At 56.2% G+C, this 14,331-nt stretch carries 13 protein-coding genes; 5 read left to right on the forward strand and 8 right to left on the reverse strand.

The window, feature by feature from the left end:
- Positions 1-18: 18 nt before the first annotated feature.
- From iolB to BLU63_RS29625, 3 genes are all read right to left on the reverse strand, one after another.
- The gene (iolB, locus tag BLU63_RS29615) at positions 19-828 is read right to left on the reverse strand and encodes a 5-deoxy-glucuronate isomerase (RefSeq protein ID WP_083376941.1); all 810 of its coding nucleotides are present in this window, start codon (positions 826-828) and stop codon (positions 19-21) included.
- A complete protein-coding gene (iolE, locus tag BLU63_RS29620) occupies positions 825-1,718 on the reverse strand; it encodes a myo-inosose-2 dehydratase (protein WP_083376942.1) in 894 nt (297 codons plus the stop codon). Before iolE ends, iolB begins: the two co-directional genes overlap by 4 nt.
- Before the next feature lie 137 nt (positions 1,719-1,855).
- A complete protein-coding gene (locus BLU63_RS29625) occupies positions 1,856-3,793 on the reverse strand; it encodes a bifunctional 5-dehydro-2-deoxygluconokinase/5-dehydro-2-deoxyphosphogluconate aldolase (RefSeq protein ID WP_083376943.1) in 1,938 nt (645 codons plus the stop codon).
- A 311-nt stretch (positions 3,794-4,104) separates the two neighbouring features.
- On the opposite strand from BLU63_RS29625, the gene BLU63_RS29630 reads away from it, so the two are divergent.
- Together BLU63_RS29630 and BLU63_RS29635 are read left to right on the forward strand one after the other, a co-directional pair.
- Positions 4,105-5,025 (forward strand): MurR/RpiR family transcriptional regulator, encoded by a 921-nt coding sequence (locus BLU63_RS29630; RefSeq protein WP_077749729.1) that lies wholly within the window; start codon positions 4,105-4,107, stop codon positions 5,023-5,025.
- Positions 5,026-5,100: 75 nt separating this feature from the next.
- Positions 5,101-5,712, forward strand: coding sequence for a glutathione S-transferase (locus BLU63_RS29635; RefSeq protein WP_083376944.1), 612 nt, complete (start codon positions 5,101-5,103; stop codon positions 5,710-5,712).
- A 71-nt stretch (positions 5,713-5,783) separates the two neighbouring features.
- Here BLU63_RS29635 and BLU63_RS29640 read toward each other — a convergent pair whose 3' ends face one another.
- The 3 genes from BLU63_RS29640 to BLU63_RS29650 all read right to left on the reverse strand — a co-directional run bounded on the left by BLU63_RS29640 (position 5,784) and on the right by BLU63_RS29650 (position 8,936).
- Positions 5,784-6,875: an alkene reductase gene (locus BLU63_RS29640; RefSeq protein WP_083376945.1), complete on the reverse strand. Its 1,092-nt coding sequence runs from the start codon at positions 6,873-6,875 to the stop codon at positions 5,784-5,786.
- Positions 6,876-6,896: 21 nt separating this feature from the next.
- Positions 6,897-7,919, reverse strand: coding sequence for an LLM class oxidoreductase (locus BLU63_RS29645; RefSeq protein ID WP_231990923.1), 1,023 nt, complete (start codon positions 7,917-7,919; stop codon positions 6,897-6,899).
- A 105-nt stretch (positions 7,920-8,024) separates the two neighbouring features.
- The gene (locus tag BLU63_RS29650; RefSeq protein WP_083376947.1) at positions 8,025-8,936 is read right to left on the reverse strand and encodes a LysR family transcriptional regulator; all 912 of its coding nucleotides are present in this window, start codon (positions 8,934-8,936) and stop codon (positions 8,025-8,027) included.
- Positions 8,937-9,293: 357 nt separating this feature from the next.
- On the opposite strand from BLU63_RS29650, the gene BLU63_RS29660 reads away from it, so the two are divergent.
- On the forward strand, positions 9,294-10,397 hold the full coding sequence (locus BLU63_RS29660) for a DNA alkylation repair protein (protein ID WP_083376948.1): 1,104 nt from the start codon (positions 9,294-9,296) through the stop codon (positions 10,395-10,397).
- 254 nt (positions 10,398-10,651) lie between these two features.
- Here the strand turns inward: BLU63_RS29660 and BLU63_RS32920 are convergent, their stop codons facing one another.
- Positions 10,652-10,828, reverse strand: coding sequence for a hypothetical protein (locus BLU63_RS32920; protein WP_154504397.1), 177 nt, complete (start codon positions 10,826-10,828; stop codon positions 10,652-10,654).
- Positions 10,829-11,179: 351 nt separating this feature from the next.
- Between BLU63_RS32920 and BLU63_RS29665 the strand changes: the two genes are divergently transcribed.
- Positions 11,180-11,740 (forward strand): hypothetical protein, encoded by a 561-nt coding sequence (locus BLU63_RS29665; RefSeq protein WP_083376949.1) that lies wholly within the window; start codon positions 11,180-11,182, stop codon positions 11,738-11,740.
- A gap of 112 nt (positions 11,741-11,852) precedes the next feature.
- Positions 11,853-13,142, forward strand: a complete 1,290-nt coding sequence (locus tag BLU63_RS33210; protein ID WP_169720938.1) for a hypothetical protein — start codon at positions 11,853-11,855, stop codon at positions 13,140-13,142.
- A 748-nt stretch (positions 13,143-13,890) separates the two neighbouring features.
- On the opposite strand, the gene BLU63_RS29675 is transcribed toward BLU63_RS33210, so the two are convergent.
- The gene (locus BLU63_RS29675) at positions 13,891-14,208 is read right to left on the reverse strand and encodes a DUF7677 family protein (protein WP_009048737.1); all 318 of its coding nucleotides are present in this window, start codon (positions 14,206-14,208) and stop codon (positions 13,891-13,893) included.
- Positions 14,209-14,331 lie beyond the last annotated feature (123 nt).

A 14,331-nucleotide genomic window follows, 5' to 3' on the forward strand; every position in this document is an offset into this window, starting at 1 on the left:
GAATTCAGGCTTTTTAGATCAGAGATCAAGCAGCCAACTGTGCTGCGGATCGTTGTGGAACTGCCAGACCCGTTTCGGGCCGGCCATCACGTTCAGGTAATACGACTCGTAGCCGTAGGGCACGCTGACCGGGTGATAGCCCTTGGGCACGACCACGAGGTCGCTGTTTTCCACGGCCATGGCTTGATCGATGCTGCGGTCGTCGGTGTAGACGCGCTGGAACACGAAACCCTGGGGCGGGTTGATCTGGTGGTAATAGGTTTCTTCGAGAAAGCTCTGGTGCGGCAAATCGTCGGTGTCGTGCTTGTGCGGCGGGTAGCTCGACGAGTGTCCCGACGGCGTGCGCACTTCCACCACCAGCAGCGAATGGGCGGGCTCGGTGTCCGGCAGAATGTCGCAGACGTAACGGGTGTTGGCGCCCTTGCCGCGCACGCTGCGCTTCATGGTGTCGGGTTTGATCAGCCGTGGACCGAGGCCCTTTTCGGCTGACCCCGGTGCGGCGCAGACGGCGATCTGCACATCGCTGAGCGCAACCACTTGCGCCTGACTGCCGGGCGGCAAGTACGCGGCGAAGGGTGATTTGTCTTCGAACACCGACTGGCGATCGCCGAGGTTGTCCCATTCGAAGGCGCCCTGCCCCGGCGCTTCGCCCTTGATGCTGACCCGGCCGCTGAGCAGCACCAGGCACAGCTCTTTATCACCCGCCGCCACCGGCAAGGTTTCGCCCAGGCTTAGGCGGTAGGCAGCGAAGCCGACGTATTCCAGCTCACCTTTGCCCAACTCGACCATGGTCCGGCCACGGGCATTGCTTTTGACCAGCAGGCTCATAGCGCAACCCTCTCGTCGAGCAACGCTCGCAAGGTGTCGTAGCCTTTTTTCGCGTAGACGTAACTCGGCGCCACGGCCGGGTCTTGCTCAGCCTCGACCACCAGCCAGCCGTGGTAATCGTTGGCCAGCAACACATCGAGCAGCGCGGCGAAGTCGATGTCGCCATCGCCGGGCACGGTGAAGGTGCCGTTGATGATGCAGTCCGGAAAGCTCCACAAGTTGTTGCGCGCCAGTTGCACCACCGGTTTGCGCACGTCCTTGAAATGCACGTGGCAGATGCGTTCGATGTGTTTGCGCAAGACGTGCAACGGCTCGCCGCCGCCCATGTAGCAATGGCCCGAATCGAACAGCAGACCGACTTCGCTGCCGGTCAACGCCATCAACTTGTCGATGTCGGCCGGGGATTCGACGTAAGCGCCCATGTGGTGGTGATAGGCCAGGCGCACGCCTTGAGACAGGGTGAAACGTGCCAGTTCGGTGAGCTTGTCGGCGTATTCCTGCCAGGCCTGTTCGGTGTGGAAACGCGGGCGTTCAACCAAGGGGATGCGCTGGCCCTGAATCGAGTCCGCCACTTCGCCGTAAACCAGCACCTTGGCGCCGTTCTTCGCCAGCAGCTCGACGTGGCTGCCGATGGCGTCGATTTCTTCGGCCACGGAACGGCGCGCCAGACGGCTGGAATACCAACCGGACACCAGCGCCAGCTCGTAAGGCCGCAGCACGTCACCGACGCCTTCGGCATTCTTGGGGAATTTTCCGTTGAGTTCAAAACCTTCGTAACCGATCTCCTTGCCTTCGCTCAACGCGGTGCTCAACGGCGTCTCGCCACCGAGGGACGGCAAGTCGTCGTTGCTCCAGGAGATCGGGTTGATGCCAATTCGGATAGCGGGCATGGCTGCACCTTTTTGTTGTTTTCTAAATTTCCGTTGAGTCTGAGGCCGACTTCGCGGGCAAGCCTCGCTCCTACAGATCAACGCGGCTTCCCGTAGGAGCGAGGCTTGCCCGCGAAGAACGATAACGCGGTGTCACGTCAGGCGCGGGCCGTGCGCCAGGCGTCGATGAGTTCGACGAAGGTGCCCTGCACCTGAGCAATCAGCGCCTCATCATCGATTTCACCGGCCAGCCACGCGCGGCTCGGTTCCTGGAAGATCGTCCTCCCGACCGCGAACCCGCGACAGGTCTGGCTCTGGCTCGCTTGCTGAAACCCTTCGGCCAGTGCCGCCGCCGGCGCATTCAGCCCCAGCAACACCACGCCCCGGCAATACGGATCTCGCTCCTGAATCAACTCATCAAGCTGCTTCCACTCCTCGGCACTCTGCGCTTCGATCTTCCACCACGCCGGGTAAATCCCCAGGTTGTAGAGGCGTTTCAGCGCGCGATACAGCACGTCCGGATGGGTCGACGGATGATCCTTGGGCGGGATGATTTCCAGCAGCAGTTCATGACCGCTGACCTGGGACGCCTGATACAACCCCTTGATCTGCGCTTCCTGTTCCAGGCGCAACAACGGCTCATCATCAGGATGAAATTGCACCAGGCACTTGATGATCTGCTCTTGCGGCCAGGCAATCAGGTTGCTGCCGATCGAGCGCCCATGTTCGAAGGCCAACGGCCGCGAGCCCTGCACTTCCACCGGCCGCGCCACCCACCAGCCTCGACCGGTGGCGGCGTTCAGCGAGTCCTGGCCGAAACGCTGATCGGCCAGCAAGCCGACATCCGCCTCGATCCCTTGCTCGCGCAAATCCGTTTCGACCCGCTCCACGGCTTTGATAAAGAGTTGCTTGAGTTCGCAGATGGCGTTGAGGTCGCGACCGCCCTTGTGCGCCAGCTCCACCAGTTGCCCACGGTGATCAAAGGCAAAAATGAACAGCTGCTTCCACTGTTTGCGCGGCACGCTGACCTGATGCAGACGCTGCAGCACTTCGTCCTGATCCGGCCGGGTGATCGGCACCGGGCTGTTGAACAGGTAATCGAGTTCGGCACGGGTCGGCATCGCCGGGGCGCAGGCATGGCGCGACACCACCAGACCGCCGCAAGCATTGGCCAACTGGCAGCAGCGTTCGTCGCTGGCATCCTCCAGCCAACCGCTGAGGAAACCCGACATGAATGCATCGCCGGCCCCCAACACGTTGAGCACTTCCACCCGAACGCCGGGGTAAATCGCCCCGTCTTCAAGCCGCACCGGAATCACCCCGTGAATCACCGTGCAACCCTGCGGCCCGAGCTTGACCACCAGCGTCGCGTCGCTCAAACGCCGAACATTGCGCAACGCCGTGAGCAAATCCTCGGAACCGCCCGCAATCAAAAACTCTTCTTCAGTGCCGACAATCAGGTCAAAACGCGGCAGGATTTTCTGCACATGCTGGCTGACGTTCTGATCGGCAACAAACCGGGTTTCCCCGTCTGCCTTACCCGCCAGCCCCCACAGCACCGGGCGATAATCGATATCGAGCACCCGTTTGACGTTGTGCTTCTCGGCGTAATCCAGCGCCTGGATGCTCGCCTTATAGACGCCGTCGGTGGAGAAATGGGTGCCGGTGATCAGCAGGGCTTTGCTGGAGGCAATAAAGGCTTCGCTGATGTCCTCGGCCCGCAGCGCCATGTCGGCGCAGTTTTCGCGGTAGAAGACTAAAGGAAAGGTTTCGCGGTCCTTGAGACCGAGCAGGACCATGGCGGTCAGGCGTTCCGGATCGACCTTGACGCCGCTGACGTCACAGCCTTCACGCGCCAGGGATTCCAGGAGGAACCGCCCCATGTGGTCGTCCCCTACCCGGCTCAACATCGCCGATTTCAGGCCCAGTCGAGCGGTGCCGAACGCGATGTTGGCGGACGATCCCCCAAGGTATTTGGCGAAGCTTGAAACATCTTCCAGCCGCGCCCCGACTTGCTGCGCATAGAGGTCGACGCCAAGGCGCCCCAGGCAAATCAGATCCAATTGACGCCCACTGGCAAAACGAGTCTGGCCCATGCTGGCTCCTGTTATTTTTATCAGCCTGCGTTCGGGGCGATGGAGGCGCCGAACGCTCTTGGTGGGATGCAGACTAAAACGACCGGGACCGAACAATCAATAATTATTCCAAATAATTTTTACGTGGAATATTTTTTCCAATAAACTTTTACAAAAGCATTCCAGACACAGTGCATCGTTTCAGCAAACCGCACGCCGGCCGCAAGCTCAAGATTTTATTCCGGCCTACCCTGTAGACTGCGCACAGCCAACCTATTGTCAGGGGCCGACACACCAGTCAGCCCTATAAGAACAAGCCAGAAGGATTCCCTATGTCCCGCACCGATCAGCCGGCTACGACCGAGAGCACGCCCGACAGCGATCTCGCCAGCCCCCCGATCAATGCCGAGCGTCTGTTGCAGCTGATCACCAACGAATACGAAAGCCTGCCGCGCCAGCTCAAACGCATCGCCAGCTACATGAGCCAGCAAAGCGACCGGATCATGGTCGACCGCATCAGCGACATCGCCCGCGAGTGCGAAGTGCACCCGTCGGCCATCGTGCGGTTCTCCCAGCGCTTCGGGTTCAGCGGTTTCAGCGAAATGCAGGCCCTGTTCCGCGAGGCGTACACGCACAAGACCACGCCGGTGCAGAACTACCAGCAGCGCATTCGCAGCATGATCGCCAACAAATCGCAGAAAGCCAGCGGCGGCGACCTCGCACGCGAGTGCATCGACGCGACCCTGTCGGGCATCGAACGGCTGGGGCTGGAACTCGATGACCAGGCCTTCGACAAAGCCGTGGACCTGGTGGTCAACGCCGACAACATCTACGTGGTCGGCGTGCGCCGCTCGTTCGCGGTGGCCGATTACCTGGTTTACAACCTGCAACACACCAACAAGCGCATCCACCTGGTCTCCGGCCTTGGCGGCAGCTACCGCGAGCAGATGCGCAGCGTGCGCGCCAATGACCTGGTCATCGCCATCAGCTTCACGCCCTACGGCAAGGAAACCCAGCACTGCCTGCGCATCGCCCAGCACAACCAGGCGAAAACCCTGATCATCACCGACAGCAACCTCTCGCCCCTGGCCAAACGCGCCAACACCGTGCTGCTGGTCAACGAAGGCAGCTCGTTCGCCTTCCGCTCGTTGAGCGCGACGTTGTGCCTGTGCCAGGCGCTGTTCATCGCCGTGGCCTATCGACTGGAATTGAAGGTCGACGAGATACACGAGCAAGTCGGTTTCGAAGATTAACCAAGGCCGTTTGCAGGTCGCCGAACCTCAGCTAAGGTAGTCCATCCCGACATGGACACCTGAAGGAGCGGCTCAATGAAACTGATCGGCATGCTGGATTCGCCCTACGTGCGGCGCGTGGCCATTTCTGCCAGACACCTGGGCATCGACCTGGAGCACGAGTCGGTTTCGGTGTTCCGCCACTTCGAGCACTTCCAGCAGATCAACCCCGTGGTCAAGGCGCCGACCCTGGTGCTGGACGACGGCGAAGTGTTGATCGACTCGACCCTGATCATTGACTACCTCGAAGCCCTCGCCGGCCCTGGCAAAAGCCTGATGCCCGGCGACCTCACGCAACGACTGCGCGCATGGCGCCTGATCGGGCTCGGGTTGGCGGCGTGCGAAAAGTCCGTGCAGCTTTACTACGAACGCAACCTGCGCCCCGCCGAAATTCAATACCAGCCTTGGGTCGAGCGCGTCGAAGGGCAACTCGCCGCAGCCTATTCAGCGCTTGAACGCGAGCTGGAAAAACAGCCACTGGCAAACGGCGCCTTGATCGAACAAGACGGCATCACCCTCGCCGTCGCCTGGAGCTTCACCAACCTGGTGACACCGGACCAAGTCGACGCCTCACGCTTCCCGCGCATCGCCGAATTCACCGCGCAGGCGGAAAAGCTTGAGGCCTTCATCAGTACCCCGATAACCTGACCGGCCCCCTCGAACGGACCCGAGCATGACCGTCGCCGAACAATCTGCCCCGGCGCTGCACGACGGGTCCGCTAGGCACTTTCTGCGACTGGCGACGAGTACGCGGGATAATCGATGTAGCCATGCGCTCCCCCGCCGTAGTAAGCCTCCCTTCCCGCTTCGGCCAGTGGCCAGCCATGGCGCAAGCGATTGACCAGATCGGGGTTGGCTATAAACGGCCGGCCAAACACCACCAGGTCGCTTAATCCTTCTTCGATGGCCTGCTGTGCGGTTTCAAGGGTGAACCCGCCCGACACCATCAAGGTGCCGTCGTAAGCGGCGCGGAAGTCTTTTTGAAAGTACGGCGTGCCAAGATGGCTCGCATGCAAGTAGGCAATCTGGCGTTGCGACAATGCTCCGGCCAGAGCGAGCCAAGTGGCCTCTTCGCCATCGAACGGGTGCAGGTCCGCCAAGTGGGCAAAAGGCGACACGCGCACACCCACCTTCGCACTGCCGATCTGCGCACTCACCGCATCGACCGTCTCAAGCAGCAATCGCAGGCGATTCGCAATCGGCGCACCACCGAAACGGTCTTCACGTGTGTTGAAGCCGCCGTTGATGAACTGTTCAAACAGATAGCCGTTGCCGGCGTGAATTTCGACGCCGTCAAAACCTGCCGACATGGCATTGGCCGAGGCCAGGCGAAAGTCTGCAATGACCTGCCGAATCCCCTCGGCATCCAACGCCACGGGCGCACTCACCGCAACTTGCGCAGGCTTGCCGTCGCTGTCGTAAGCATGCACCAACGTTTGACTGGCGGGCATGGCCACAGGCGCGACAGGCAAGCGTCCGTCCAACAGCGAAGAGTGCGAGACGCGCCCCACATGCCAGAGCTGAAGGAACATGCGTCCCCCGGCTTGATGAACCGCATCAGTCACGCGCTTCCAGCCTTCAATTTGCGCTGCGCTGTGGATCCCCGGGGTATACAGGTAGCCACGTCCCTGCGGAGAAACCTGCGCGCTTTCACTGATGATAAGGCCGGCTCCGGCGCGCTGGGCGTAGTAGGTCGCCATGTCTTCAGACGGCACGGTGCCCTCGACGCGAGCGCGGGTCATCGGCGCCATGACGAGGCGATTGGGCAGCACCTGATCCGCGAGGTCATAAGAGTCGAAAAGTGATGACATGAGTGATTCCTCCGCGTGATCTCAGGCATGTGACGGGAAGTACGGCAGAACGTACTCGCCGAGTTCGTCGAGGATTTCGCCATAGGGTTGACGGCTGACCTTGGGGTTGAGCGCGATATGCGAAACACCGGCAGATTGCGCGTGCTCCAGGTAATTGCGCAGGCCGTTGCGCCCTGCCCGGAAGCCACCCTGGATGCGCTGGAATGGCTGATCCGGGTTGTCGCTGAGGTCGAAATAGCCGCCCAGGCCCAATGGTTTGAAAGCGTTGCGGTTCTCCGCCTCCTGCACGGCGGCGTGCCAGCTCTCGCCCAACGCTGCCAACCGCTCCGGGCTTTGGACGCCAGCAAGATAGCCATCAAGGTGCTGAGCCAACCATTCAACGCTCTGTTGCGCCTGGCCGACAGCAATTGACGGGACGCGGCCATACGGCGCTTTCGGCACCAGGTCCAGGTTTCCGTGTGAGCCACCGAATCGCTCGGAGCGGAAACGCGGAAAGCTCTGCTCGATCAGGGTTCGAAACACCGAAAAGGCATCACGGTAACGATCGCCACGGGATTCATAATCGATGCCCAGCATCGGGTAATCACTGTATCGATCACCCGAGGACAGCCCCAACACCAGTCGACCTTCACTGAGTTGATCGAGGGATGTCGCTTGCTTGGCCAGATACATCGGATCACGGGTCGGCAGCACAATACCCGTGGTGCCCAGGACAATGCTGCGGGTGGCGGCGGCCAGGTAACCGATGTAGACCAGCGGCTCAAAGATCTGCGCCACATCACCATAATCCGGGTCGTAGAAAGGTATGTCGCGCATCCATAAGGCACCAAAGCCAAGCGCTTCGGCGCGTTGCGCCATCTCCACGTGATCACGCATGGTCGGCGCCGGTCTGCCCGGGTGGGTTTCGAGGGGCAAAATCAGGCCAATCGTGAGCGCCTGCGGTTTAAACAAGCGTTGAAACCCCGGATGGCGCTCAAGCGAAGGATGGGCGGTCGGTAAAGTCGCAGGTTGAGCTGGCGGCGAGAAGTGTGTGGCAGTAGTCATGATGGCAGTCCCGTGAGTGACGATGACTGACATATTTATTGATTCCTCAGGTTGGATAAACAGCAGTTCGCGCCCCTTACACGGTCCGCTGAGTCCCCAATATCGCTATCTTTCCCACGGCACGCCTGTTTCCCAACGCTCGATCAACAGGTCAATAAACCTGCGAACGCGGGGGGACAGGTGACGCTTGCTGGTGTAGACGACTCTGATGGGATCAGGAGGTGCGCGATAGGGTTTCAACACTTCCACTAACGTGCCATCGCGCAGGTCGTTACCCGTAATGTAGGTCGGCAGATGAATCAGGCCGATGCCTGCCAGCGCCGCTTCTCGCGTGGCTTCTGAACTGTCGATGTTCAGTCGCCCCGGCTGTTCGTAGAGATGAAGGCCGGCAGGTGTCTGGTAACGCCAGACGGTCGGCCGCTCGCCACTGAACAACGCGATGGTGTCATGCCCGACAAGGTCAGCGGGCGTTTGCGGCACGCCGCGTTGGGCCAGATAAGCAGGCGATGCACACGTCGCGAATTGCTGCCACGCCACGGTACGGGTAAATAATTGGGAGTCATCTTTGGGCATGCCAATTCGTATGGCGATGTCGATGCCCTCCTCGATCAGATCAACAAAGCGATCGGTAAACCAGACATCCGCCCGCAGTTCAGGCCACTGCTTCAGATAAGCATCCAGAATCGGCAGAATGTGGCGCTGACCAAAGGACAGCGGTGCCGTGAGCTTAAAGGTCCCGGTGGGCCGCCCACGACGCAAGGCCATGGTCGCGTCCACTTCATCCAGGTCTTCGAGAATCTGACGCCAGCGCTCATAGGCGACCTGCCCCTCGTCCGTCAGGCTCAGTTTGCGCGTCGTGCGATTGAGAAGCCGTGCGCCCATCCGGCTTTCCAGGCGAACTATACTTTTCCCCACCGCCGACCGGGTCAGGCCAAGAGAAGCCGCCGCAGCGGTAAAGCTTCCAGCCTTTACGGCGCAGACAAATGCAGCGATGTCACCCAATCGGTTGGCTTCCATGGGTCGCTTTACTCCAGGACATGCATAGAGTGTATGTGGAGCGTGAGGCCCATAAAATTTCCTGTTCATTTATCAATAGAACCGGATCATGATCCTCAAGCGCGCAGGCTCGCAACCCTCGATAAACGGCCCGGAAGCGTACTTCACAGGCACCGTCCGTATGGACCCACTCAACTCCCCTCCTGAACCGGCCCGAGCGTCCATCGTCAGCGTCAGCGTCAGCGAACGTCGATCCCCCGGGGAATGATTTGACCCGTGAGCCCGCCACTATCACGGAATTCGCCGCGCAGACAGAAAAGCTTGAGGCTTTCATCAGTACCCCGATAACCTGACCGGCCCCCTCGAACGGACCCGACCATGACCGCCGCCGAACAACCAGCCCCGGCCCTGAAGGAAATCTTCAACGCCGAACGCCTCAAACACATCGCAACCGAAATGACGGCGGTCTACCCGGCCTTCAACGCCAAAGCCTTCCTGGAAATGGCCAACGACGGCCTCGCCGACCTGTCGATCATGCAACGCATGGCCCGCGTCAGCGAATGCCTGCACGCCGTACTCCCGCTGGATTACGACGAATCCCTCGAAGTGCTACGCGCCCTCGCCCCCCGCCTCAACAGCGGCTTCGTCAGCATCTCGCTGCCGCACTACGTGGCGATGTATGGCACGCATGACTTCGAGCAATCGATGGACGCGCTCAAATACTTCACCGCGTTTGGCTCTGCAGAATTTGCGATCCGGTATTTTCTGCGCAGCGATCTGCAACGGTCGTTGGCGCTGATGCAGGCATGGTCTCGGGATGAGAACGAGCATGTGCGGCGCCTGGCCAGCGAAGGCAGTCGACCGCGTTTGCCGTGGTCGTTTCGGTTGGAGCAGATACAGAGCGATCCGACATTGGCGGCTGCGATTCTCGACAACCTCAAGGCGGATGACAGCCTTTACGTGCGCAAGTCGGTGGCCAATCACCTGAATGACATCACCAAGGACCATCCGGAGTGGGTGTTGGACTTGATTGAGGGGTGGTCGCTGGAGAACAAGCACACGGCGTGGATTGCCAAGCATGCGCTGCGCAGCTTGATCAAGCAGGGAAACCAGCGGGCGCTGGCGATTATTGGGGCCAGCGGTAAGGCAGAGGTTGAGATTGTTGGGGTGAAGGTGGAGCCGGCGGTGATTCGGTTGGGGGAGAAGATTACGTTGTCGTTTGCGGTGAAATCCACGGTGGCGGAGAGTCAGCGGTTGGTGATTGATTATGCGATTGACTACGTTAAAGCCAATGGCAGCACTTCGGCGAAGGTGTTCAAGCTGAAGGCGTTGACGCTGCTTGGCAAGGCGACTGAACGAGTCAGTCGCGGTCAACAGATCAAGGAACTGACTACTCGGAAGCACTATGTGGGGAAACATGCGGTGCACATCATGGTGAACGGCGAACGCCTAGCCACCACCGCCTTCGAAATCCTAGCCTAACTTTTTTGTAGCAGCTGCCGAGCAGCGCGAGGCTGCGTTCGGCTGCGAAGCAGTCGTGAAATCAGGCAACGGGTTCTTTCAGGCAAACCGCGTTTACTGGCTTGCAAAGACCACGTCCTCAAACGCAGCCTCGCCCTGCTCGTCAGCCGCTACACATGCAGGCTCTGATTGCATGTTAAGTAAATCCACCCCGCTGTCTCCAAACCCATCTTGCCAGCACATCAAAAATGGCAGCATCGCCGGATGGTCGCGCCTTATTTTGTCTTTTTCGTGGGCGTACATCTGGTGTGAACAGCGAGCTGCCCCTGCCCGACTTCTTCCTTGAGCTGTTCAGCTGCGTACTGACATGCCTCCAGATTCTCGTACTCAGCATGATCAATCGATGCAACGGGCGACGCGCCGCTAAGAACGACCCAGAGAATGTACTTCATGATGCCTCCGATGCTATTAGAAGTGAGGGAGTCTACCTGTGGATTGATGGCCATGGCATAGGGGGCATTAGCTAGGCAAAGTGGTGTCTGGAGTCACGAAGCAAACAAAAGAGGACGGTGGGATTTTTTCATCCCATTTTTGAAATACTTCCGACACCGTCACGAAGAATCACCCAAAATTTCAGATCACCAAAGTCCACCAATGAACCTAAGCGAATCGATTGACGAAAGCTACTTTACAATTCCACTGGACAGTACACAGGCAGGAGCATTAATTTTGACTACGTGCTCCTAACGCTTTGTCTATTTATCGACTAGCTTTAGGATGTTCAATATCGTAAGGAGAAGTATATGGTACCAATTTATGAACAGGGCTCAGGTAAAGGCATAGGTCACAGCGTAGAATCTTTTTTAGCAGAATTCCAGAAAATAGCCATTGAGCATATTGAAACAGGCCGAGCAAAGTCTATAGCTTTTGTTTTTTATGACTTCAACAATCGTGACTTTAAGAAAATCCTTAAAGATCAAGGTGTATTCGTAGAACTAGATCGCCTCAGCGGAAAAGAGCTTAGCGTTTTTTATATGCATTCAGGAAGTGACGCGGTACTGAGGACATTTAACTCTACCCTCCTGACTATGCTAGGCGTCGAAGACCAAGTTAGAACTCCTTGCTTAGTATTTTGCAAAGTAACACCTGAAGGATTTACTGATGCATCAACTGCCAATCTTAATAGTGCCAACCTCATACATGGATTCCATGAACTTTATGGCGTGATCGAATCCTATATCAAAGGAGAAAAAATTGACCCCGACTCAAAATACATTAGATGGACGAGAAGCTCATCTAAATTCATAAGCCTAGAAGCGATCAAAGCTCTTATAAGAGAGCTTTTAAGAGGAGGAATGTTTTAACTCCTACCTAGAAACAAAAGGGGACGGATTTTTTAACCCACTTTTTGTACGCTTAGCAAGAACGACTCCACTCTCTTTTTTTATTATTTTATTTTGCAAGGAGTATATACACTTGGGCCAGCCTCAGGAAAAGTCTAGGATAGAATTCAAATCTAAAGTGCGAGCCACTCTATTTAATAGGGCAGGAGGAAAATGTTCTGTTCCTCGGTGTAAAAATCCCACCGTAGGTCCCTTCGAGGATAATGAGGGGGCAGTTAATTTAGGTGTTGCATGTCACATATATAGCGCTGCCGAAGATGGGCCCCGAGGCAGAGGGGGTAAGTCGGATGAGTTCATCGGCAGTGACGCCAATGGCCTATGGTGTTGCCCATCTCATGCATCGTTAATAGACAAGCAGAAAGGAAAAGATTACCCAGCGAATGTTCTGTTTGCCTGGAAGGCATTAGCTGAGGCTCGAATTCGCAAGCAAATTACAGATGCACCCTCTCCGCTCGGATGGGTCGATTCAATTGAATTTGTAGAATTTGACGGTATTCGGACACCACCTAAAGTTTCATTATCTAGAAACACACTGTTCTTTGGCCCTAACTGTAGCGGGAAGACTTCTCTCATGGAGGCAGCGGCATCAGTTAGCGATTCTCGGCATGGTGAGAGATTTAGTGGACGCATCTATCATGGTCGCCCAGCCAAGTATAAGGCACTAATTAAATACTCGACCGTAGATACTCTTAGCAAGACTATTGAGATCCAGATTTGCGGTGAAAACTTAGTGCGCCAGGAAGGTGCTACCCCATGTTTGTTACCACCCGGAGATCTCGAGATTATTTTTTGCTCAGAGAGAGAGACACGGTATAAGCCCCATGAGGACCATGTGGATTTCCTGATGCGATACCTGAACATCGACAAAAGTGCTTTGTTCGCCCTCACAAAAGTAGGTGGCGGAAACTTACTGCCAGGCGAGATTGTATTCACGCAAGCTATTGACATTGAGTACGACGATGATGATGAGGAGATTGAAAAGAAGAGATATAAGATCGATGACTCCCCCTTCATGGAACTTAGGTTTAAGCAGGCCCACGGCGAATATTGGGTGGGACTGGATAATCTTTCAACTAGTGAGCATGCAAGACTTCTGCTAGATCTGGCCATCACTAAAGCTAAAGAGACCTGCAAGCAAAAACTAACGTTGCTTCTCATTGACGGTTTGCTTTTTAATCTAGATCAGCGCAACTTCGAGGTCATATTGAATGTTCTGACTGAAAGTGATTTTCAAACCGCGCTAAGCCTACCACCTTACAGAGAGGCAGACGTCCTTGATCGCGGCGCAGGAGAGGTGAGTTTAAAAAAATTTGCCTATCTAGAGGCTTGGCGATTGGCCATTCTTAAACGTTCCGAACCGTAGCAGAAGCAAATAATCTTATCGGAGCGTAATCATCTATGATGAACTAAAAGGGGCATCAATTAGCCGCCCCCTTTTCTCTAATATTCGACGAGTAATATGGAAGGTTCTGTTAGGGTTTTTATTTTTTCATGTTATTACAGTTTATCGGAAGAATTACTCCACCCGCCATTACATCCACACGTACAACGCCCTCCAGGCGGATGATTCCATTTCCCCATAACGTCGCTCCAAGCCGGAGGTGAGTTTCGTTCAATTGAGACTGGGCGGGGGCGATTCGCTTCAACAGCACGTTTATAATCTTCCACCTCTTTATTACTCATTTTAAAACTCCTTTCGTTTGTTGGGCCTCTATTATTTCTCTATTACTTAACCTGAGACACTGTCAGAAATAACAGGCCTTAGAAACACTTTCTAATAAGCAAGCTATTTTTTATTACTTAACTCGAGAAAAGAACAAAAAAAAGGCAAAAAAAATAGGCAAAAAAGGGGCAAAAAAGGGGACAGATTTATTTTTAGAAAATAAATCTGTCCCCTTTTCTCTTGTCCCCTTTTCTCTTTTTCTCTTTGTCTTGGCCTTGCGAGGCTGGGTAGATGACTTGGCCGGACGCATACCAAAAAACTGTACTTTGCGTCGTTCGTCTGGGGGCGATTACAGCTTGGCGACGGGCAGCATTCGGCCAAAAGCAGCCATTCGGCTGGATCTTTCGACCCTTTCCGGTCCCCCGTGTCTGCGAGCTAAAGCCATTTCTTAGCGTCCGAGTGAGGGCGGCCCATAGAGCTCGGTTTCCCAGTCTTCAAGAGGCGGCGTTACTTTGAAAGATGGGTCGCAGTATGACCTTAAGTAATCAGTCGCTCTCCTTTGGGCGTAGGTGAAATTGAGCACGTTGCCTTCGCTGTCCATCTCTATTACGTTCGCGAATATCGCGAAGACCATCTCAATTGCACTCGGCTCAGATCCATAAATGTCGAGGTACTCTACGTTTTCAAGCATGTAGTGGCTTCCACTTGCCATGAAGTACGCAAATGTTCGGAGTGCTCCACTGAAATCATTACTTAGCTTCTTCATGTACATTTTCTTTTAGTAAATATTCTGGATTTAACTGCTTCATAATCAAGCATCTGCTTTTTTGCCGTTTTATTGTGGTCGAGACAGGCCCGAACCGATCCAAAGCGGCCCTTCGCGAAAAGC

This window comes from Pseudomonas mandelii, assembly GCF_900106065.1.
GTDB classification, from domain to species: Bacteria; Pseudomonadota; Gammaproteobacteria; order Pseudomonadales; family Pseudomonadaceae; genus Aquipseudomonas; species Aquipseudomonas mandelii.